The 20,458-nt window shown below is 65.6% G+C and carries 19 protein-coding genes; 3 read left to right on the top strand and 16 right to left on the bottom strand.

From position 1 onward, the window contains the following. Window positions 1-230: 230 nt before the first annotated feature. A complete protein-coding gene (locus ML401_RS34155) occupies window positions 231-1,424 on the top strand; it encodes an ABC transporter substrate-binding protein (protein ID WP_211415476.1) in 1,194 nt (397 codons plus the stop codon). Window positions 1,425-1,583: 159 nt separating this feature from the next. Here the strand turns inward: ML401_RS34155 and ML401_RS34150 are convergent, their stop codons facing one another. Genes ML401_RS34150 through ML401_RS34135 form a run of 4 tightly spaced genes read right to left on the bottom strand, consistent with a single transcriptional unit; the run spans window position 1,584 to window position 6,187 of the window. Beyond that, the gene (locus tag ML401_RS34150) at window positions 1,584-1,973 is read right to left on the bottom strand and encodes an MAPEG family protein (RefSeq protein WP_285808590.1); all 390 of its coding nucleotides are present in this window, start codon (window positions 1,971-1,973) and stop codon (window positions 1,584-1,586) included. 29 nt (window positions 1,974-2,002) lie between these two features. Further along, entirely contained in the window at window positions 2,003-3,085 is a 1,083-nt protein-coding gene (locus tag ML401_RS34145) for a lipocalin-like domain-containing protein (protein ID WP_285808589.1), read from the bottom strand. Continuing rightward, on the bottom strand, window positions 3,075-5,537 hold the full coding sequence (locus tag ML401_RS34140) for an FtsX-like permease family protein (RefSeq protein ID WP_285808588.1): 2,463 nt from the start codon (window positions 5,535-5,537) through the stop codon (window positions 3,075-3,077). Before ML401_RS34140 ends, ML401_RS34145 begins: the two co-directional genes overlap by 11 nt. Further along, on the bottom strand, window positions 5,534-6,187 hold the full coding sequence (locus ML401_RS34135; protein ID WP_211415480.1) for an ABC transporter ATP-binding protein: 654 nt from the start codon (window positions 6,185-6,187) through the stop codon (window positions 5,534-5,536). The genes ML401_RS34140 and ML401_RS34135 overlap by 4 nt, the downstream gene beginning before the upstream one ends. Window positions 6,188-6,331: 144 nt before the next feature. Between ML401_RS34135 and ML401_RS34130 the strand changes: the two genes are divergently transcribed. After that, window positions 6,332-7,681: an MFS transporter gene (locus ML401_RS34130; RefSeq protein ID WP_285808584.1), complete on the top strand. Its 1,350-nt coding sequence runs from the start codon at window positions 6,332-6,334 to the stop codon at window positions 7,679-7,681. Window positions 7,682-7,865: 184 nt separating this feature from the next. On the opposite strand, the gene ML401_RS34125 is transcribed toward ML401_RS34130, so the two are convergent. The 11 genes from ML401_RS34125 to soxX form a co-directional block, all read right to left on the bottom strand. Then, window positions 7,866-9,581: an amidohydrolase family protein gene (locus tag ML401_RS34125; protein WP_285808583.1), complete on the bottom strand. Its 1,716-nt coding sequence runs from the start codon at window positions 9,579-9,581 to the stop codon at window positions 7,866-7,868. A gap of 80 nt (window positions 9,582-9,661) precedes the next feature. Then, complete coding sequence (locus ML401_RS34120; protein ID WP_211415483.1) at window positions 9,662-10,882, bottom strand: MFS transporter; 1,221 nt, start codon at window positions 10,880-10,882, stop codon at window positions 9,662-9,664. A gap of 122 nt (window positions 10,883-11,004) precedes the next feature. Next, window positions 11,005-11,187: a hypothetical protein gene (locus ML401_RS34115; RefSeq protein ID WP_285808580.1), complete on the bottom strand. Its 183-nt coding sequence runs from the start codon at window positions 11,185-11,187 to the stop codon at window positions 11,005-11,007. Window positions 11,188-11,286: 99 nt separating this feature from the next. Then, window positions 11,287-12,324, bottom strand: coding sequence for an MBL fold metallo-hydrolase (locus tag ML401_RS34110; RefSeq protein ID WP_211415485.1), 1,038 nt, complete (start codon window positions 12,322-12,324; stop codon window positions 11,287-11,289). 270 nt (window positions 12,325-12,594) lie between these two features. Then, on the bottom strand, window positions 12,595-13,053 hold the full coding sequence (locus tag ML401_RS34105) for a hypothetical protein (RefSeq protein ID WP_285808578.1): 459 nt from the start codon (window positions 13,051-13,053) through the stop codon (window positions 12,595-12,597). Further along, entirely contained in the window at window positions 13,050-14,801 is a 1,752-nt protein-coding gene (gene soxB, locus ML401_RS34100; RefSeq protein WP_285808577.1) for a thiosulfohydrolase SoxB, read from the bottom strand. Before soxB ends, ML401_RS34105 begins: the two co-directional genes overlap by 4 nt. A 117-nt stretch (window positions 14,802-14,918) precedes the next feature. Next, window positions 14,919-15,224, bottom strand: coding sequence for a hypothetical protein (locus tag ML401_RS34095; protein ID WP_211415488.1), 306 nt, complete (start codon window positions 15,222-15,224; stop codon window positions 14,919-14,921). Further along, window positions 15,221-16,084, bottom strand: a complete 864-nt coding sequence (soxA, locus tag ML401_RS34090) for a sulfur oxidation c-type cytochrome SoxA (protein ID WP_259218024.1) — start codon at window positions 16,082-16,084, stop codon at window positions 15,221-15,223. Before soxA ends, ML401_RS34095 begins: the two co-directional genes overlap by 4 nt. Then, a complete protein-coding gene (soxZ, locus tag ML401_RS34085) occupies window positions 16,084-16,395 on the bottom strand; it encodes a thiosulfate oxidation carrier complex protein SoxZ (protein WP_194404948.1) in 312 nt (103 codons plus the stop codon). The genes soxA and soxZ overlap by 1 nt, the downstream gene beginning before the upstream one ends. 13 nt (window positions 16,396-16,408) lie before the next feature. Next, window positions 16,409-16,897, bottom strand: a complete 489-nt coding sequence (gene soxY, locus ML401_RS34080; protein ID WP_212065026.1) for a thiosulfate oxidation carrier protein SoxY — start codon at window positions 16,895-16,897, stop codon at window positions 16,409-16,411. Between the two features lie 25 nt (window positions 16,898-16,922). Further along, the gene (gene soxX / locus ML401_RS34075) at window positions 16,923-17,270 is read right to left on the bottom strand and encodes a sulfur oxidation c-type cytochrome SoxX (RefSeq protein ID WP_371746372.1); all 348 of its coding nucleotides are present in this window, start codon (window positions 17,268-17,270) and stop codon (window positions 16,923-16,925) included. 245 nt (window positions 17,271-17,515) lie between these two features. Between soxX and ML401_RS34070 the strand changes: the two genes are divergently transcribed. Next, on the top strand, window positions 17,516-18,187 hold the full coding sequence (locus tag ML401_RS34070) for a DUF938 domain-containing protein (protein ID WP_211415491.1): 672 nt from the start codon (window positions 17,516-17,518) through the stop codon (window positions 18,185-18,187). Between the two features lie 109 nt (window positions 18,188-18,296). Here the strand turns inward: ML401_RS34070 and ML401_RS34065 are convergent, their stop codons facing one another. Further along, a complete protein-coding gene (locus tag ML401_RS34065) occupies window positions 18,297-20,366 on the bottom strand; it encodes a prolyl oligopeptidase family protein (protein ID WP_285808573.1) in 2,070 nt (689 codons plus the stop codon). Between the last annotated feature and the right edge of the window lie 92 nt (window positions 20,367-20,458).

The raw sequence follows: 20,458 nt of genomic DNA, 5'->3' as shown, positions 1-20,458 counted from the left end.
GCGAAATGGGTAACCACGGGTCTTCGCCGAACCACTTCCTGTGGTTCTCGCGACGCGCGCAAGCGCTCGCGCGGAGGCCCCGGATCTTCGCTCCGCTCGTCCGGGACGACAGCGGCTATTTGGCGCGCAGAATCCCATACTAACGACCAACTTGAAATGGATGGGCAGGGCCGGGGTTCTTCCCTAATATCCGCGCGATTTCAAAACAGAAAACTGCTGGGAGCTAACAGATGAAATCAGCACTTTTGGCCGCCGTCGCAACCTCTGCTTTGGTGCTGGCGGCGCCGGCTGGCGCGCAAGGCGTCAAGATCGGCATCCTCAACGACCAGTCCGGCGTCTATGCCGATTACGGCGGCAAATGGTCGGTCGAGGCGGCCAGGATGGCGATCGAGGATTTTGGCGGCGAGGTGCTCGGCCAGAAGATCGAGCTGGTCACCGCGGATCACCAGAACAAGCCCGACCTTGCGGCGTCGATCGCGCGGCGCTGGTACGACGTCGAGAACGTCGACATGATCACGGAGCTCACGACCTCCTCGGTCGCGCTCGCGATCCACGAGCTGTCCAAGGAAAAGAAGAAGATCGACATCGTCGTCGGCGCCGCGACCTCGCGGCTGACGGGCGATGCCTGCCAGCCCTACGGCTTCCACTGGGCCTACGACACCCGCGCACTCGGCGTCGGCACCGGCGGCGCGCTGACCAAGGCCGGCGGCGACACCTGGTTCTTCCTCACCGCGGACTACGCCTTCGGCTATGCGCTGGAAAAGGACACCAGCGAGATCGTCACCGCCAATGGCGGCAAGGTGGTCGGCTCGGTGCGCGTGCCGCTGAACTCCTCGGACTTCTCCTCCTTCCTGCTGCAGGCGCAGAGCTCCAAGGCCAAGATCGTCGGCCTCGCCAATGCCGGCCTCGACACCACCAACTCGATCAAGCAGGCGTCCGAATTCGGCATCGTCTCCGGCGGCCAGAAGCTCGCGGGTCTGTTGATGACGCTCGCCGAAGTGCACGGCCTCGGACTGCAGGCCGCACAGGGCCTGGTGCTGACCGAAGGCTATTACTGGGACGTCAACGACAAGAGCCGCAATCTCGGGGAGCGCTTCCTCAAGCGCACCGGCCGGATGCCGAACATGATCCAGGCCGGCACCTATTCGGCGACGCTGAGCTATCTCAAGGCAGTCAAGGCCGCCGGCACCAAGGATCCCGATGCCGTCGCCAAGAAGCTGAAGGAGCTGCCGGTCGACGACGATTTCGCGCAAGGCGGCAAGGTGCTCGAGAATGGCCGCATGGTCCACGACATGTATCTGTTCGAGGTCAAGAAGCCGGCGGAGTCGAAGAAGCCCTGGGACTATTACAAGCTGCTCGCCACCGTCCCCGGCGACAAAGCATTCTTCACCGCCAAGGACAGCGGCTGCCCGCTGACGAAGTGAAGCTCTCTCGTGCCCCGGACGCATCGCAGCGCGTAGCGGTGCGATGCAGAGCCGGGGCCCATCTCTCCGCACAGCGTGCCGCCTGCTGGGTCCCGGTTCAGCGGCGCAGCGTTATACGCTGCACCGCGCCCGGGACACGAGCAGGTGTGATGCCATGCTTCACTTCACCAGCCGCAACACCACCGCCCCCAGTGCGCCCGCCCACAGCGCCATCGCGGCGACGCCCTGGATCATGAAGCCGGGACCGCGCTTGGCCGCCGCCTTGGAATAGCCGATGAAGTAGACGACGCGGCCGACGATCCAGACCGCGCCGAGTCCGGCCGCGGCGGCATCGCCGATATAGACCGCGAACAGCCAGAGCGCCGGCAGGACAATCGGCATCCATTCCAGCGTATTCATCTGGATGCGGAAGGCGCGCTCGAAATCCGGATGGCCCGACATCGCCGGCACCTTGACGCCGGTCCTGGTGCGCGAGCGGGAGACGTTGATGGCGGTGAAGAAATAAAATGCGATCGCCAGCAGCGTGACGAGGGCGGTGAGGTGATACATCGCGGAAATCCTTTGACGAGGTCGCGGCTTCAATACCCGGTCAGCTCGAGATAGCCAACGCCGTCATGGCTCCCGGCAAAACTGATCGGTCCCTCCCAATAGGAAAAGCCGGTGCCCATCCAGGCCCTGGGATTGAGCGGCCTGCAGAGGATCGAGAACGAGCGCGACGGGATCGCGATCTGCCATTCCACCGGCAGCCCGCGTCCCGCGACCTGCGCGGTCGCTTTCGGAATCATCTGGATGTCACCGCCTGCGATCATCTGCGTCTCGCCGGCGGCGCTGATCCAATTGCCGAACGGATAGTCTTTGCCGTCCTTCTGCCGCAGCCGGTACAGCATCAGCTTGTCGCCGGACGACAGGTGCAGCGACAGCCAGTCCCAGCCGGTCTGGTCAGCGTCGAGCGGCTGGCTGCTCCATTCGCGGTCCATCCAGGCTTGCCCTGAGACGGTGACCGGCTTGTCGTCGATGGTGAGCGTGCCGCGCGCGCGGTAGAACGGCTGGCTGTAATAATAGGACGCCTGCCCGCGCTCCGATTTGCGGCTGTAGCCGTGATCGCCCTGCAGCACCACGGGACGGTCGGCTTCCAGCGTCAGGGCGTAGCTGAAATCCGTGCTGGACGCCTTCAGCGTCAGCGGTGCCAGGGTGCGATCGTCGGCGTGCTCAAGCCCCTTCATCTCCCAATCGTCGATCCAGGCTGCAAACGGTTTTTCCGTGACCCCTGCTTGGCCCACACCACCACGTGAAAAGACTTCGTTGAAGCGATGGGTGTCGGCGCGCGTCACCGCCGCATGCGCCATCCATATCTGCCGATTGGCCCAGCCTTCGCCTTGCGGACCCGGCTGTGATGCCTGGCGGAACAGCGTCCATTGCAGGCCGCACGCCGCACCGCTGCCATCGACGAGATTTGCCGTCAGATACCACCACTCGATGCGAAACTCCGGATGCGGCCCGTGATCGGCCGGAAATGCGAATGTCTTTCCCGGCGTCACCTGTGCAAAGCCGTCCGCGGTCTCGCCGAGGCCGGCATAGCCTTGCGCGCCGGCGCGGCGTGCGAGCGCCAGCGCGGCGATGCCGCCGGCGAAGGCGCGGCGCGAGATGCGATCAGCGCTCATTGGCGAACACCTTGACGAGGCTGGCCGGCTGCATCCGTGCGAGCCGCACGACCGGCAACAGGGCCGCGAGCAACGAGGCCAGCAGCGCCACCGCGACGAGCCCGATCAGCTGCGCCGGAAACACATGGAAAGGCAGCCGCCAGCCGAATGCCTTCACGTTGACGATCGCGATCAGGCACCACGCCACCAGGAGGCCGAGCGGCACGGCCAGCAGCGATGTGAACAGCGCGACCGACAGCGTCTTGGTCAGTTCGATCGCGGCGAGGCGCGGCCGCGTGATGCCGATCGCCCATAGCGGCGCGAGTTGCGGCAGGCGGGAGTTCGCCAGCGTCAATAGGCTCGTGAACAGCGCGATGCCGGCGACGCCGAGCGTGAACGCATTCAGCGCGGACGTGACCGCAAAGGTGCGGTTGAAGATGCGGATCGATTCTGCCTTCACCGTCGCCTGGTCGGCAACGCTGCGGTCGTCGAGCGCAAACTGCTTCTGCAGCGCCGCGACCAGGCCGGGGATATTCTCCCTGGCAACGATCAGGCCCATCCGCGTCTGCGGCGTCTGGGGAAACTGCCGCATCAGCGCCGCGACATTCACCGCGAGCTGTCCCTTGGGATTGCCGTAATCGGCATAGATGCCGACGATGTCGAGCTCCCAGGTCCCGCCAGGTGCCGGCACCTCGACCACGTCGCCAATGCGCACATTCAGGCGGCGGCTGAGCTGCTCGCTGATGAAGGCGGCATTCCCCGGCACGAGCCGGGTCCAGGCGCGGGGCGCGGCGTCCAGCAGCGGCCAGCGCTCGCGATAGAGTGCATGATCGGGCAGGCCGAGCAGCTCCACCGGCTGGCCCTGGACCTGCGCTTCGGCGCGGCCGCCCGACAGGATCGCCTCAACGTCGCTGCGCTGCTTCAGCCAGTTGCGGATCTCCGTGCCTTGCGCGTTGTCGGAGGCGCTGATGTAGACGTCGGCGGCGAGCCGTCCGTTGAGCCAGCCGATGAAGGTGCGGCTGAACGTCCCCACCATGGTGGAGACCCCGACATTGACGGCGAGGGCGAGCAGGAGCGCCATCAGCGCCAGCGACAATCCCGAGAGCTGCTGCCGGCTGTCCGCCCAGAACCACAGCGCCAGCGGTTTTCGCGCGGCACGTTGGCCGGCCAGCAGGAGCAGTTCGAGGAAGGCCGGCAGGATCAGGGCCGCGCCGAGCATCAGGGCCGCCAGCACGCCAAAGCCCGCAATCAGCGATTCGCCATAGCGCAGCAGCAACAGCGCGACCGCGAACACGGCGCAGGCGGCCAGGCTCTGCAGGATCAGCCAGCGGCGCTGCCGCTGCTGCCAGGCATGTGGCTGGGCCGTTGCCAGCACCGGCATCCGGATCGCCTTGATCAGGCTGGTCGCCGCCGCGACGAGCGCACCCGCAATGCTGATGCCGATGCCGGCGAGCCACCATTCGGGCCGCAAGCTGAGCTGCCCGGGGATTTGCGCGCCATACAGCCCACGCAGAGAGGCCGCGACATCGGGCAGGAGCACGGCCGCGATGAAATAGCCACAAACAAGCCCGATCAGCCCGGCGATGAGGGCCAGCGCCACCAGCTCGACCACCAGCACGCTGTTGACGAGCCGCGCCGAGGCACCGCAGGCGCGCAAGGTGCGCAGCATCGGCAGCCGCTGCTCGAAGGCGAGGCCGACGGCTGAGTTGACGATGAAGAGGCCGACGAAAAACGACAGCAGGCCGAACGCCGTGAGGTTGAGATGGAAGCTGTCGGTGAGGTGCTCCAGCTCGGTCTCTGCGCTCGGCTCGATCAGCTGCAACTGATCGCCGACAACGCTGGCCAGCGGCGCGGGCTTGCTTCGTGGCTTGCCGATCAGCAGCCGCGACACCTGGTCCGGCTTGTTGAGGAGACGCTGCGCCACGCCGATATCGACCACCAGCACGTCGGGCACCAGCTGCGGCAGCACGCGCAGCGGCGGCAATGTTGCGCCGTCGCTGGTCGGAGGCGCCGCGCCCTCCTGCTCCCGCAGATCGCGCAGCGTTTCCCGTGCCACCAGCGTCTGGCCCGGCGGTGCAACGAAACTGCCGAGATCCGCGGCACCAAGGCGCGGCGCATTGCCGACATCGACCGGGAGCGTCACCGGCTCGATGCCGAGCAGCCGCACCGAGCGGCCGTTGATCTGGACCCGGCCCTCCAGCGCCGGCGACACCGGCCAGCCGGCGCGGCGCAGCTTGACGAACAGGTCCTGCGAGAAGGTTGCGGCATGCGGCGCGACCAGCATGGCCGTGCGGCTGCCGCCGAACGTCGCCGCGGCGCGGTCATAGGCGGTGCGGGCCTGCTGGTTGATGGCCTGCACGCCGCTCCACAGCGCGGTCGCCGCGATCAGCCCGATCAGCAGCGTCGCGAACTGCATCTTGTGACGTCGCCAATGGCTGAGCAGCACCGCGAGAATCCACAGCGCGCGTCTCATGCGATCCGTCCCGCATGCAAGGTCAGGTGGCGGTCGAGCTGAGCGGCCAGATGCAGGCTGTGCGTTACCATCAGGAAGCCGCAGCCGGTGCGCGCGACGAGGTCGCGCGTCAGCGCCAGCACATCCTCGGCGGTGTCTTCGTCCAGATTGCCGGTCGGCTCGTCCGCCAGCAGCAGCGACGGCTTCGTCGCCAGCGCTCGGCCGATGGCGACCCGTTGCTGCTGACCTCCGGACAATTGCTCGGGATAGCGCTTCAGAAGAGCGCCGAGCCCGAGACGTTCGGTCAGCTCGCCGGTCCAGGCCGCATCATGACGGCCCGCAATCCGCGCCTGAAAGATCAGATTGTCCGCGACCGACAGGCTCGGGATCAGGTTGAATTGCTGAAACACCAGGCCGATCCGGTCGCGCCGCAAGCTGGCGCGCCCCGCGTCAGAGAGCTTGGTGACCTCGGCGTCTCCCAGCCGGATCGAGCCGCCATCGGCGGCATCGAGCCCCGCGATCAGGTGCAGCAGCGTGCTCTTGCCGCTGCCAGACTCGCCGGTCAGCGCGACGCGCTCGCCGTCGGCGAGGTCGAGATCGACGCCGCGCAGCACATGGACCGGTTCGCCGGCCGAGGAGAAGGTCTTGGAAAGATTACGGATGCTCAGCACGATGAATGGCGCCGGACGGAATTAGCGGACTTGTTGCGTAGCACACTTGCTCCAGAAATGCCGGGTTGCGTTGGTCTCGAAGCCGTTGTTAGCTCCCAAGACGGCCAAATCAAAAAAGTGCCAAAAAGACATGCGGGGAGAACGATGAGCGCTCAGGGAACGCCTGATACGGCGGGCAGCACGGCGGGGAACTCCAAGGCTTCGGCAAAGCCGACGCCGAAGGGCGCCTGGACCGTCACTTTTCTCCTCTTTCTCTTCATGGTCGTGAACTTCGCGGACAAGATCGTCGTCGGCCTCGCCGGCGTGCCGATCATGACCGATCTGAAGCTCTCACCGGAGCAATTCGGCCTGCTCGGCTCCTCGTTCTTCTTCCTGTTTTCGATCGCCGCGATCGTGGTCGGCTTCATCGTCAACAAGGTGCCGACGCGCTGGGTGCTGCTGGCGCTCGCGGTGGTCTGGGCGCTGGCGCAATTTCCGATGGTCGGCACCGTCTCCTTCACGACGCTCCTGATCTGCCGCATCGTGCTGGGCGCCGGCGAAGGCCCGGCCTTCTCGGTCGCCGCGCACGCGATCTACAAATGGTTTCCCGACGAGAAGCGTACGCTGCCGACCGCGATCCTGTCGCAGGGCTCGGCCTTCGGCGTGATCCTCGCCGTGCCCGCGCTGAACTGGGTCATCGTCAATCATTCCTGGCACTATGCCTTCGGCGCGCTCGGCGTCGTCGGCCTGATGTGGGTTTGTGCCTGGCTCGCGCTCGGCAAGGAAGGACCGCTGGAGGACACGCAGGTCCTGGCCGCGACCGAGTCGAAGATTCCCTATTTGCAGCTTCTCACCTCGCGCACCTTCATCGGCTGCGTCGCGGCGACCTTCGGCGCCTATTGGGCGTTGTCGCTCGGCCTGACCTGGTTCACGCCGTTCATCGTCAAGGGGCTCGGCTTCTCGCAGAGCCAGGCCGGCTTCATCTCGATCCTGCCCTGGGTGTTCGGCGCCACCATCGTCATTCTCACAGGATGGATCTCGCAGGTGATGATGGCGCGCGGCTACAACACCCGCGCGGCCCGCGGCGTGCTCGGCTCGGTGCCGCTAGTGATCGGCGGGCTGATCCTGGCGATGATGCCGCATGTCCAGGGCGCGGGCCTGCAGATCGCGCTGCTCGTGGTCGGCTCGGGCCTGTGCGGGGCGATCTATGTCGTCTGCCCGCCGATGCTCGGCGAGTTCACGCCGACGTCGCAGCGCGGCGCGATCCTCGCCATATACGGCGCGCTCTACACGCTGGCCGGCATCGTCGCGCCGGCCGTGATGGGGGCGATGATCCAGCGTGCCGGCAGCACGATCGACGGCTACATGACCGGCTTCACCATCAACGCCGTGATCATGGTCGGCTCCGGCCTGCTCGGCCTGCTGCTGCTCTGGCCGAACACGGAAAAGGCGAGGTTGAGCCGCGGTGCCGCGGCGCAAAGCGCCGAGCTGAAGGGCGCGGTGACGCTGACGTAAGAGGGCGCCTCACACGTCGCTGTCGTCCCTGCGAACGCAGGGACCCATACCGCGTGATCCCTCGGTTACGATAGATCGCAGTACCGAACCGCGATCCTCCAGCACACCGCTCCCTGTTGTTGTGAGTCCCTGCGTTCGCAGGGACGACACTGAAAGTGAGGCGCTGCGCGCCTCACAACTCCACCTAGTTCATCCCCTTCGCGCCCCGGATCAGCTTCCCCGGCCGCCGGCCGGTGGCCTCGCCGTGCCGCCGCGTCACCACGCCCGACACGATCGTGGCATCATAGCCGTCGACATCCTGCAGCAGCCGTCGCCCGCCGACCGGCAGATCGTAGTGCACCTTGGGCGGATGCAGGTGCAGGCGGTCATAGTCGATCACATTGACATCGGCCTTGTAGCCGGGCGCAATCAGCCCGCGGTCGGTGAGGCCGACCGACAGCGCGGTCTTGCGCGACTGCGCCGCGACCACGAACGGGATCGACAGCTTCTCGCCGCGCGTGCGGTCGCGCGTCCAGTGCGTCAAGAGATAGGTCGTGAAGCTCGCATCGCAGATGATGCCGCAATGCGCGCCGCCGTCGGACAGGCCCGGCACCGATTGCGGGTCGATCAGCATCTCGCGCGTGGCGTCGAGATTGCCGTCGGCATAATTGAGGAACGGCACGTAGAGCATGCCGCGGCCCTGGTCCGACAGCATCGCGTCATAGGCGAGCTCCTCCGGCTGGCGCCCCCGCTTGCGCGCCTGCGGCCCCAGCGCGTTCTCCGGCGGCTGCTCGTAATCGGGGGGATCGCCGAGCAGGAACATCTTGTCGTAATTGGGCCGGAAGAACAGCGGATCGTCGGTCGCGGTCGCCGTCTCGCTCAGGATCGCCTTGCGCACCTCGGGTTGATGCAGCCGCGCGAGCCTCTCCCCAAGCGGCAGATGCGCGATCGCCTTGTAGCTCGGATGGGTCTGGAACGGGTTGCGCGACAGCTCGAGGCCCAGCAGCAGGCCGACCGGGCGCGCCGCGATCTGCGCGGTGATGGAAAGGCCGCGCCTGGCCGCGGCGTTGATCTCGTCCAGCGTCTGGCGCCAGCGGTTCGGCGCCTTGTCGTTCTGCGTGATCGAGAACGAGATCGGGCACTTGGTGGCATCCGCCACCCGCAGCATCGTCGGCAGGTCTTCGTGGATGGTGGAGAGATCCAGCACGAATTGCAGCACGCTGCGCCCCTGCCGATGCATGGCGCCGGCAATTGCAGTGAGCTCGTCCTCGCCGGCCTTCAGCGTCGGCGTAAAATCGCCGGTCGAGGTGCGGTGGTTGAGCGTGCGCGAGGTCGAGAAGCCGAGCGCGCCCGAGCGCACCGCTTCGCTCGCGAGCCTTGCCATCGCGGCATTGTCTTCCGCGGTCGAAGGATCGCGGCGCGCGCCGCGCTCGCCCATGACATAGACCCGCAGCGCGGCATGCGGCAACTGCGCGCCGACGTCGATGTCGAAATCGCGCTTGGCGAGCCAGTCCATGTAGTCCGGAAAGCTCTCCCAGGCCCAGGGAATGCCGGCGCTCAGCACCGGCTCGGGAATGTCCTCGACGCCTTCCATGAGCTGGATCAGGCGGGTGTGGTCGGCGGGCTTGCAAGGCGCGAAGCCGACGCCGCAATTGCCCATGATCGCGGTGGTGACGCCGTTCTGCGACGACGGCGTGATGTCCTGGCTCCAGGTGACCTGGCCGTCGTAATGCGTGTGCACGTCGACGAAGCCCGGCGTCACCAGCTTGCCGCGCGCGTCGATCTCTTCGTGTCCCTTCGAGGCGACCTTCCCGACCTCGCTGATCTTCCCTCCGGTGATGGCGACGTCCGCCTCGAACAGCTCGCCGCCGCGTCCGTCCGCGACGGTGCCGCCGCGGATCACGAGATCAGGGGTGCTCATAGTGTTTCTTCCCGAATGGTTGTTTTGCTTGGGCGCATTTTCAGGCGCGCCTGCGCAGTGTCAACCGCGGGGAAGTGCGCTCAGGGTTGCGTCGCCGCGTTGGCTTCCCGCTTCCGCTCCGTGAACGGCGACAGCACCACGGTCGCGACCATGAAGATCACCGACGCGCCGAACACCCAGTGCGGTGCGCCCTGGTCCATGATCCAGCCGAACAGCAGCGGCGAGACGATGCCGCCGAGATTGAAGCCGGTGGAGACGATGCCGAAGGCGCGGCCCGCTGCGCCCGGGGGCGCGGCGTTGCGCACCAGCATGTCGCGCGAGGGCGCGATCACGCCGGAGAGGAAGCCGGCGAGCGTCATCGCTGCGGTCAGGATCCAGCCGGGCAGCGTCACGAGCGCGATCAGCAGCACGATGGCCGCGTTGACGGCAAAGCAGGCCGCCGCGACATAGCCGTGGCGTTCGGTATGATCGGCGAGGAAGCCGCCGGCGAGCACGCCCGCGGCGCTGGCACCGAGGAAGGCCGTCAGCATGACGTTGGCCGCCGAATAGGACGTCCCGTAGCCGCTCATCAGCGCGACGACACCGAAATTGTTGATGCCGGCGACCGACAGGCTGAGCAGCATGAACAGCGCCGTCAGCGTGATCAGCGCCGGGGTGATGACGGCTTGCTTCGGCGCGTTCGCAGCGCCGGGCTTCTTCTTGCTGGCGCCGGCGTCGGGAATGTTCATGCTGAGCAGCAGCAGCGCCACCAGAATGCCGATCGCGCCGGACGCGATCAGCGCGCCGACGCCGCTGGACATCGTGACGAGGCCAGCCACGATCGCGGGCGCCACCGCGCCGCCGAGAAAGCCGGCAAAGGTGTGGATCGAGAAGGCGCGGCCCATCCGCGCCTCGTCCATGTGCTCGGCGAGGATCGCGTAATCCGCGGGGTGATAGACGCTGTTGGCGAGACCCAACAGCACGGCGCAGGCGATCAGCGAGACATAGCTGAGATGCAGGCCAAGCAGGATCAGCGCGCAGCCGCCGAGGGTCAGCCCGATCAGCAGGATCTTGCGCGCGCCAAAATGGTCGACGAGATAGCCGGTCGGCGCCTGCGTCAGCCCCGACACCACGGCGAACACGGTGAGCGCGAAGCCAAGCTCGATATAGCCGACGCCGAGCTGCGCTTTGAGGAACGGGAACAGCATCGGCAGGACCAGCAGATGGAAATGGCTGACCCAATGCGCGATCGAGATTCCCGTCAGCGTGCGCAGCGCGCTGTCCGCCTTGCCTTGCTGCGGTGCGGCGAGAACGTCGACCATTGCAGTTCCGTTTCACTCCCGATGGAGGCGGAAACTATCGGGGAGAGCGGTTATTTGTCCATGAACGCGGGCGCATGGCAGGTAGTGCGGGTGGCGACGACAGCGGAGTTTGAGGTCACCCCTCACAACGGCTCGTCGTCGACACCGTAGCGATCGCGTTTGGGCGTTGCGATGTCGCCGTCCTCGTAATCGTCGTCATCGAGAGAAGGCGAGGGGAGCTTCGCCTTGTTGTCTGCCGGCTTCTTCCCGACGGTGTTCTTCTCGGCGATTTTGGGCGGCTCGCCCGGTTTGCAAATCTTGGTCATGGCTGGTCCCGGATGGTGATGCTGCACCCGATCCTACCCTGGAAATATGAGCGGTCCCTGACCTAGCGCAAGGACCGCGCGTGGCGATGGCCAAGCCCGTCAATGCACGAGCGGCCCGCCTGCCTTCTTCCAGGCATCCACGCCGCCGGCGATGTGCGCCGTGTTGGAGAGGCCGGCCGCCTTGGCGGCCGCCACCGCCATCGCTGAGCGCTCCCCAAAGGCGCAGAAGAACACCACGCGGCGTCCCGTCGCGGCCGCGACCTCGCGCAGCATGCCGCCGGGCTTGAGGCTGTCCTCGACGGACGGATAGGGCGTGTGCAGCGCGCCTTCGAGCATGCCGTGCTTGGCGCGCTCGTTGGCCTCGCGCAGATCGACCAGGAGGATGTCGGGCCGGCCGAGCGCACGGATCGCCTCGACGGCGCTGAGCGCGCGGCCTTCCTTCTCCAGCTCTTCCTGATGCAGGCCGACATGCATATTGGCGGGCACCGCCACGTCCATCATCTTCGGATTGGGCAGCTTCAGATTGGCCATCAGCTCGATATATTCGTCGACCGAGCGCACCTGGAGGCGCGGGTTGTAGCGTTTCTCCTCGCCGATCGTGGAGACGGTGTCGCCCTTGTAGTCGTGCGCAGGGAATACCATCGTCTCATCAGGCAGCTTGAGCAGCCGGTTGAAGATTGAATCGTATTGTGCGCGCGACGAGCCGTTCTGGAAGTCGGTGCGACCGGTGCCGCGGATCAGCAGCGTATCGCCGGTGAAGACGCGGTCGCCCATCAGATAGGAGTAGGAATCGTCGGTGTGGCCGGGCGTGTACATCACGTCGAGCGACAGGCCCTCGATCGTCACCTTGTCGCCGTCGGCGACCCGCATCGCCACGACGTCGGCCTTGGTCTGGTCGCCCATCACCGTCATGCAATGGGTGCGGTCGCGCAGCTCGGCGAGGCCGGTGACGTGGTCGGCATGCAGATGGGTATCGACCGCCTTGACGAGCTTGAGGTCGAGCTCGCGCAGCAATTGGCAGTAGCGGTCGACCTTCTCCAGCACGGGATCGAGGATCAGCGCCTCGCCGCCGGGACGGCTGGCAAGGAGATAGCTGTAGGTGCCCGAAACGCTGTCGAAGAGCTGACGGAAGATCATGGCAGGAGGTCCGGCAGTGGAACTGATAGTCGAGGATTCTACTACAACAGGGGTCGGAGAGAGAAGTATTTTGCTGCGAGGCGAGCAAAATATGGAAGATTATTGTTGTGTGCTGTCGTCGCCCCCAGTGCGCAATTGCGCACAGGGGCGGGCGATCCAATCGTCCAGAGGCCGAGATGGGATACGGAGGTGCTGCGGAGGACTGGATTCCCGCCTGCGCGGGGAATGACCCCGAATGGGGCGTTACACTGTGGGGACGGTCAGACAGCCCTACGGCCGCACCAATGTGTACCCGTTCTCCGCCAGGAACAGGATCTGCCCGACGCCCACCTGCACCGGCGTCGCCGCGGGAATGAACTCCGGCCGCTTGCCTGTCTCGCGCTCGATCGTATCCACCGTGTTGAGACAGATGTCGAAGCGCACGCCTTGCGCGATCAGGCTTTCGACCTGCTTGCGACGCTCGTTGCCGGACAGCAGGAGATCGATGCCGGGGCCGAACGCCACCACTTCGACCGCGATCTTGTCGGGGTCGTAGGCCTTCAGCAGGTTGTTGGCGACGCTCAGCACCAGCGCCTGCTTCCTGGCATCGCCGTCGGAGAGCTGCAGCACGATCCTGTGCTCGGCGAACGGCTTGTCCTGCAGCGGTACCTGTTGTGCCGAGGCCGGCGCGACGGCGGCGAAGGAGAGCAGCGCCAGCATCAGCGCGGAGAGGATCTGCGCGCGCCTCATCCCTGTCCCGTAATGCCTGGATTGTCTTCGACGCCCCTCAGCGTGACGCCGGAGCCGAGCCGTTCCGGAAACATCCGGCCCGAGCTCAGATATTTGCCGACGACGTCCCACACCGGAGCGCCTTGCCGGCCGGTGACCGAAGCCCAGCCCGCGACCTTGTAGCGGTGGCTGGCGCCGAGCGCCTTGCCGCTATTGAGCTTCAGCTCCGAGATGCGGCTGCCGATCGCGGCGTTCGGCGTGCAGGTGTAGCTGAGCCCGCCGGCGCGCACCATGTCGCCGCCCTGCTGGTAATAGGGATCGGTATTGAAGAGGTTGTCGCAGATGTCTTCCAGCACGTCCTTGATCTCTGCGCCCGTCATCTCCTGCACATAGGTCTCGGGATAGGTGATCGCCGTCTCCGCGAGCAGATCCTCCATGGTCAGAGCCTGGCCGGACAGCGCGGTGACGCCCCAGCGGAATCCCGGCGACAGCGCGATCTCGGTGTCGAGCTCGGCGCGCAGCGCGGTGCAAATCAGCTCGTCGACCGGTCCGGAGAAATTGCCGCGGCGATAGAGCAGGCGGTCCGGCGTTGCGATCTTCGCCGACCAGTCGGCCACATGCGGTGCGCGCAGCCGGCCGATCAGCTCGGCCATTGCGGGGTCGGGCTTCAACAGCTCGGAATAAACCGGCAGCAGATGGTAGTGCACGTCGCTGACCTTGCCCTTGTCGATCGCGAGATCGAGCACGGCGAGGAATTTCCCGTTGGAGCCGGCATTGGTGACGAGCGTGGTGCCGCCGGCGTTCTTCACTGGCATAGGCTGCGGAACGGCATCATGGGTGTGGCCGCCGAGGATGACATCGATCCCGGTGACGCGGCTTGCGAGCTTGAGGTCGACATCCATGCCGTTGTGCGACAGCAGGATGACCGCATCGACCTTCTCGGTGCCGCGCAAGGCATCGACATGCTTCTGCAATTCCTCCTCGCGGATGCCGAAGGTCCAGTCCGGCGTGAACCGCTTGGGATGCGCGATCGGCACGTAAGGGAAGGCCTGACCGACGATCGCGACGCGGTGGCCACCGATCTCCCTGATCATGGATGGCTTGAACACGCGCCCACTGGCCTTGTCGAAGGCGGCGGCGTCGTTGAACGCGGCCTCCTCGGTCAGGAAGACGTTCTGAGCCAGGAACTCGCCCTTGAAGCGCTCGAGATTGTCGCGCAGCACCTGCTCGCCATAGGTGAATTCCCAATGGCCGGTCATCGCTTCGATGCCGAGCAGATTGGCAACCTCGACCATGTCGCGGCCCTGCATGACATTGGCAAGCCCGGTGCCCTGCCAGAGATCGCCGCCGTCGAGGAGCAGCGAACGCTTCTCGCCGACATCGGCACGCAGGCGGTCGACCAATGTCTTTAGATGGGCAAATCCGCCGAGCTTGCCGAAGCGGCCTGCCGACTTCTCGAACTCGACGCAGGTGAAGGCGTAGGCATCTGCGCTGTCGGAACGGATGCCGAAACGGTCGAGAAAGGCGCGGCCGACCAGATGAGGCGGCCGCCCGGCCATCTCGCCGATGCCGATATTGATGCTGGGCTCGCGGAAATAGACCGGGTTGAGCTGCGCATGCGTGTCGGTGATGTGCAGGATCCGCGCATTGCCGAACCGCTCGAGGTCGTAAAGGCTCACGGCCTCGGTGCCCCGCGCAAGCCGCGGCAGGCTGAGCGATGCGGCGGCAAGGCCGGCAGACTTCAGGAAATCGCGGCGGCGGATCGCCATCCAAAAATTCTCCGCGCCCTCAGTGATCGCAAGGCTGTTGCACCGGAGCGTTTTCGAGCGAAGTGGATACCGCTTCGCGTGAAGAAAACGCGTCAAAAAGAAGCTCTAGCGAACAGTCTAGCGGATTTCCATCGCCTTCCAGGCTTCTTTTTCGGACGTCGCCTGGAAGATCGACGCCTTTGCCAGCGCCTCGGCCTCTTTGGCCGCGGCGGTGGCGCGGTCGAAATCGCCGCCATCCGCCGCTTTCTTGGCCGCGGCCAGCGCAGAGACGGTCACGGTCCACTGGTTGCGCAAGCCGGCAGCCTCCTTCGATGCGGCTTCGGCGGCGGTGTAGGCCGCCTTGTAGTCCGCTTCATTTGCCGCGCGCGCCGTGGCCGCGAGGCCGAGCGCGAGCAGCATGGCCAAGGCAAGTGTCCGCTTCATGGCCGCGCTCCCGGGCCCGAAATCGGCAGGCCGTTGGCGACGTAGGACAGGAAATATTCGACGTCGCGATACTCATCCGCCTGCGGCTCCAGCGGAACCGCGCGAGTCTGGCTGTTGCAGGTGACGAAGCGGCGGCTGGTCGTGCCCATGCCGCTCCATTCGGAGCGGTAGATCGGCATCGCGTTCAGGATGCCGAGCGCCGGCGCCAGGATCTCGGCGCGGATGCGCTCGCCCGGGCTCTGCACATGGCAGCTCGCGCAGGAGAAATTCATCTGGCCGCGGCGGGTGTAGAAATAGCGCTTGCCGTTTTCGAAGGCTTCGAGCGCACGCGGATCATCGGGGATCTTGATGTCCATCGGCTTGCCGCGCGACGTGTAGGCCATGTACGCGGTGAGCGAGGCCATCTCGTCCTTGACGTAGGAGTAGGGCGCTTCCCCATTGGCTTCGCGGCAGCGGTTGAGCGCGAGCTCCAGCGTGACGACCTTGCCTTCCTTCGTGTCGAAATAGGGATAGTTCTGGCGGATGCCGACGCCGCCATTCGGGAAGCAGTCGGCATAGGTCCTGCCGTTCTTGAACGGCGTCGCGAACATCTCCTTGCCGGCATCGAGCGCGAACTCGTAAGGCGGGAATTCTTCCTTCTCCTGCCATTGCCGCTTCAGATCGGCGTTCATGGAATAGGGACCGTTGACGAAGTCCTCGTGCTTCACATCAGGAAACTTCTGGAAGAAGAAGTTCTGGAACGCCTTGGCGTCTGCGACGGGATCGACCTTGTCGGCCGCGACGACGCGCGGAGAGGTGAGGGCGAACGCGACGAGCGCGGCGCTGAGCGAGCCAAGCAGCAAGGAGGTGCGGGTTTTCATCACGCGATCTTCGCGGTGGTCGTATCCGACGCACCCTTGTTGTCGGTCCAGGAGATCTTGAGCTCGTCGCCCTTCTTGGCGCCCTTGAAGCTGAACTTCACATAGGGGTCCTTGGAGACCGCGGTGCCCCAATCGGCGACGAAGACGTCCTTGCCGTTACATTCGAATTTCAGCTGCTGGATGTAATGCGCGGGGATCAGTTCGCCGGCGGGATTCTTGACGAGGCCGGTATCCATGGGGTGCTGGATCAGCGCCTGCACCTCGGTGATGTCGCCGTTGGATGTTGCGCGCACGCGAATGCTTGATGCCATCGGACCGATCCTCCTAGCCGCCGCAGCCGCCGACGGTGACCTTCACTTCCTTGGTCGCGCTGTAGAGCTTGCCGTCCGCCTCGACGATGGCGACCAGTTTGGTGGTCTTGGCCATCTTCAATCGGTTGGCGACAGCAGGAATCGTGCCCTCGGCGATCTTGTAGGACGCCGCGAGCGCGTATGGGTTCTCGGTTACGAAGAACGAGATCGAGCTCACCTTGTCGAGCGTCGTCGTCACCGACACCGGCACCACGCCGCCGTTCTCGGCGATCTCCGGCGCATCCAGCTTGACCTTGTCGGAGGGCTCGGCGGTCTTGCCATAGAGCGCCTTGATCGCATCGGCCTCGTTCTTCTGCTTGAAGGCCTCTTCCGGATATTTGTCGTTGGCTGCGGCACGCGCGGGCGTCGCGAACGGCAGATTGCCGAGGCCGAGCAGTGCGACGGAGGCCGCGCCCTGAAGGATCAGGCGCCTCGTCGCAAGCGGGCCGGTGGTCGTGGTCATCTCAAATCTCCTGGGCAGCCGGCCGTTACAGGGTCTGCAGGAAATCAACGATCGCGCTGATCTCCTGTTCGGTCAAAATCCGGTTCCGGCCGAACGGCGGCATCATGGTCTGCGGATTGCGCTTGGTCTCGTCGAAGATGATCGCGGTGAGCTCGTTTCGATCGGGATACTTGGCCTTGAGGTCCTTCAGTTCCGGGCCGATCGTTCCCGGCAGGTCGCCGCCCTTGATGACGTGGCAGGTCAGGCAATTGCCCTTGCCGCGGTCGAAAGCGAGCTTCTGGCCGTCGGCCACAGCGGATTGCGCCTGCGCCGGGGCCACGGAAGCGGCGGCGGCGAAGGCCAGCGCCACCAGGATGGCAGGCTTGCAAGGAATGGCGGTCAAGGCATCGTCCCGAGCGTTATGTCGATGATCTCGTTTGTGGAAATACAGGCGTTCCAAAGCACAAAGGGCACCGCCTGACAATCAAGACTATGCACGCAGCAAAATGGAGTTAATATCCTGCGCATTGCAACCGATGAGATAGTTCGTTCATCCAGCGGGTTGGCGCTAGCAAATTATTCTAGGGGCGTTTGGCCCTTAGGCCTTCGTTGTTGTTTCACATATTTTGGGGATCTCGCTTGGCTGAATATGTCGTCGAATTTGGCAGGGATGGTGGGCGGGTCGAGTCGGACGGGCGGCTCGATGCGCCGGCGTTCCATCGCAATCACGTGCCGATCTGGGCGGCGCTCGAAAAGCACCTCGCCGGGTTGACCGGCAACGTGGTCGAGCTCGGCAGCGGAACCGGCCAGCACGTGGTCCATTTCGCCCGCCACACGCCCGGCCTGATCTGGTGGCCGAGCGACCTCAATCAGCGCCATCTCAGGAGCATCGAGGCCTGGCGCGTGTATGCGGGCCTGCCGAATATCCGCCCGCCCCTGCGCATCGATCTTACCGATCCCGACTGGTGCGTGGAGATGAAGAACGGGCAGGCACCGACGAGTCTTGCCGCCGTGTTCTGCGCCAATGTCATCCACATCGCGCCCTGGGCGGTGGCCGAGGGCCTGTTCGCCGGGGCCGGCCGCTATCTGCGTCCCGACGGCAAGCTGTTCCTCTACGGCCCCTTCAAGCGCGACGGCAAGCACACCGCGCTCAGCAATGCGGTGTTTGACACCTCCTTGCGTGAAGGTAATCCGGAATGGGGCGTCCGCGACGTCAGTGACGTCGAGGCGCTCGCGAAGGCGACAGGCCTCCGCCTCGTCGATTCCACCGACATGCCCGCGAACAATCTGACGCTGGTGTTTGCGCGCTAGCTACGTGGGAGGTGCGCTCCCTCACACGCCGTGCTTCGCACGTCGACCTCTCCCGCAAGCGGGAGAGGTGCCCCACCCGCGACGCTCGCGTTTACGCATCAAGCGGCCGTCAGCCCTCACCATCCCTCCACCCGATTTTCTCCTTCAAGAACCGGAAGCCTAGCACCTCGAATCCCGCACGCTCCTTGTTGTCCTTGCCGTAGCCGTGACCGCCGGCGGCCGGCTCGTAGAACCAGGCCTCGTAGCCCATCGCCTGCAGCTTCGCCGCCATCTTGCGCGCGTGGCCGGGATGGACGCGGTCGTCGCGCCGCGTGGTGGCGATCAGGATCGGCGGATAGGGTTGGTCGGCCTTCACGTTGTGATAGGCCGAGTAGGTCTTCAGCCACTCCCATTCTTCGGGCTTGTCGGGGTCGCCATATTCCGCGATCCAGCTCGCGCCCGCGAGCAGCTTGGTGTAGCGGCGCATGTCGATCAGCGGGATGGTGCAGAACAGCGCGCCGAAGCGCTCGGGATAGCGCACCAGCATGTTGGTGATGAGGATGCCGCCGTTCGAGCCGCCTTGGGCTGCGATGCGCTTCGGCTGCGTCACGCCGCGGCGGACGAGATCGGCGGCGACCGCGGCGAAATCGTCGTGCGAGAGCTTCTTGCCGGCGAGCCGGCCGGCGTCGTGCCAGCGCGTGCCGAACTCGCCGCCGCCGCGCAAATTCGCCTGCACCGTCGTACCGCCGCGCTCCAGCCACAGCTTGCCGAGCGAGGAATTGTAATACGGCTTCACCGCAAGCGCGAAGCCGCCATAGGCGCTCATATAGACCGGCGCATCGCCGGTCTCCTTGGCCGGGCCGGTCTGCACATAGGGAATCCGTTCGCCGTCGATCGATATTGCTTCGTGCTGCGTCACCACGAGCCCGTCGGCGGTGAAGGTCTTCGGCGCCTGCTTCAGCACGGTCGGGCTGACGACACCGCGTTCGAGCAGCAGCAGCGAGGGCGGTGTGAGCGGATCCTGCACATTGGCGAGGAGATCGCCGTTGCTCTCGCTGGGATGACGATCGAGCGCCCAGACGTCGACGACGCCGATCTCGGGCAGGCCAGCAAGCGTCTCGCGGCGCCAGCCGGCGGCCGACGGCGTGCAGATCTCGAAGTGCGGGCGCAGCTCGTCGAGGATCGACAGCACGAGCTTGCCCGCGGCCCAGAACAGACCCTGCAGAGCGCGCCGCGGCGCCGGCTCGAACAGCACCGCGAAATCGCGGCGGCCGGCAAGGAACGCCGAGAGCGAGATGCCGAGCACGGTGTCGGTAGCGTAGGTCCGTCCCTCGACCTGCCAGTCCTTGCGCAGCTTGATCGCGAACCAGTCGCCATGGGCCTGCATCCAGACGCCGGTCGGCAGATCGAGCTTCGTCATGCTGCCGGCCGCATCGCGCAGCCAGATCGCGCCATTGAAGAAGTCGATCTGGTCGACGATCCACACGCGCGGCTCGGGCCCGGTGTCGTCAGTGCTGCCATAGATCACCATGTGGTCGGCGGTGGTCTCGATGATCACCTCGGCCTGATCGACAGGCTGGCCGCGCCGCCACAGCCGCACGGTCCGCGCATAGCCCGAGCTCGTCGCCATGCCCTCGCCATGGGCGCTCGACAGCAGCAGCGTGTCGGCATCGAGCCAATCGACGCCGCCCTTGGCCTCCGGCAGCGTGAAGCCGTTCGCCACAAAGCTCTTCGTCCCGAGGTCGAATTCCCGCAATGTCACCGCGTCGCTGCCGCCGCGCGACAGGCTCAGAATGGCCCGCGAGCTTCCCGGCGTCGTGGCGATGCCGCTCAGCAGCCAGTCCTCGCCCTCGCTCGCTGCGAGCTTGTCGATGTCCAGCATGGTCTCCCACGCAGGAGTTGCCTTACGAAACTCCGCAAGCGTCGTCCGCCGCCACAGGCCGCGCGGATTGACGGCGTCCTTCCAGAGATTGTGCAGATCATTGCCGCGCCGGGTGACATAGGGAATGTTGTCCGGCCGATCGTAGATCGCCGCGAGCACATCGCGGTCGTGCTCGTAGGCTTTGCCGCCGAACGCCTGCAGCGTCAGCTCGTTCTGCCGCTCGACGAAATCGAGCGCCTGCTTGCCCTCGATCTCCTCCAGCCACAGGAAGGGATCGTCGTCGGGAGCGTTGAGCGTGGGCCTGTCGTCGACGGTCATGAGCGAAACTCCTGGAAGTCGCGGAGAATAGGATTTGATCGAGCGCAAGCCGTCAAGCGCGCGGGCCCGCTATCATCCAGCCGATTGCGCCA

The sequence above is a fragment of the Bradyrhizobium sp. 62B genome (genome assembly GCF_030272265.2).
Lineage (GTDB): Bacteria > Pseudomonadota > Alphaproteobacteria > Rhizobiales > Xanthobacteraceae > Bradyrhizobium.
The sequence above is the reverse complement of the archived record's forward strand: the minus strand, read 5'-3'. Positions and strand labels throughout refer to the sequence as shown.

Coding starts and splice junctions, on each gene's coding strand:
- ML401_RS34140 (WP_285808588.1), bottom strand. CDS start 5,537: ATGAGACGCGCGCTGTGGATTCTCGCGGTGCTGCTCAGCCATTGGCGA.
- ML401_RS34125 (WP_285808583.1), bottom strand. CDS start 9,581: ATGAGCACCCCTGATCTCGTGATCCGCGGCGGCACCGTCGCGGACGGA.
- ML401_RS34155 (WP_211415476.1), top strand. CDS start 231: ATGAAATCAGCACTTTTGGCCGCCGTCGCAACCTCTGCTTTGGTGCTG.
- soxZ (WP_194404948.1), bottom strand. CDS start 16,395: ATGGCATCAAGCATTCGCGTGCGCGCAACATCCAACGGCGACATCACC.
- ML401_RS34110 (WP_211415485.1), bottom strand. CDS start 12,324: ATGATCTTCCGTCAGCTCTTCGACAGCGTTTCGGGCACCTACAGCTAT.
- soxA (WP_259218024.1), bottom strand. CDS start 16,084: ATGAAAACCCGCACCTCCTTGCTGCTTGGCTCGCTCAGCGCCGCGCTC.
- ML401_RS34150 (WP_285808590.1), bottom strand. CDS start 1,973: ATGTATCACCTCACCGCCCTCGTCACGCTGCTGGCGATCGCATTTTAT.
- ML401_RS34120 (WP_211415483.1), bottom strand. CDS start 10,882: ATGGTCGACGTTCTCGCCGCACCGCAGCAAGGCAAGGCGGACAGCGCG.
- ML401_RS34130 (WP_285808584.1), top strand. CDS start 6,332: ATGAGCGCTCAGGGAACGCCTGATACGGCGGGCAGCACGGCGGGGAAC.
- ML401_RS34065 (WP_285808573.1), bottom strand. CDS start 20,366: ATGACCGTCGACGACAGGCCCACGCTCAACGCTCCCGACGACGATCCC.
- soxB (WP_285808577.1), bottom strand. CDS start 14,801: ATGGCGATCCGCCGCCGCGATTTCCTGAAGTCTGCCGGCCTTGCCGCC.
- soxY (WP_212065026.1), bottom strand. CDS start 16,897: ATGACCACGACCACCGGCCCGCTTGCGACGAGGCGCCTGATCCTTCAG.
- ML401_RS34145 (WP_285808589.1), bottom strand. CDS start 3,085: ATGAGCGCTGATCGCATCTCGCGCCGCGCCTTCGCCGGCGGCATCGCC.
- ML401_RS34095 (WP_211415488.1), bottom strand. CDS start 15,224: ATGAAGCGGACACTTGCCTTGGCCATGCTGCTCGCGCTCGGCCTCGCG.
- ML401_RS34115 (WP_285808580.1), bottom strand. CDS start 11,187: ATGACCAAGATTTGCAAACCGGGCGAGCCGCCCAAAATCGCCGAGAAG.
- ML401_RS34105 (WP_285808578.1), bottom strand. CDS start 13,053: ATGAGGCGCGCGCAGATCCTCTCCGCGCTGATGCTGGCGCTGCTCTCC.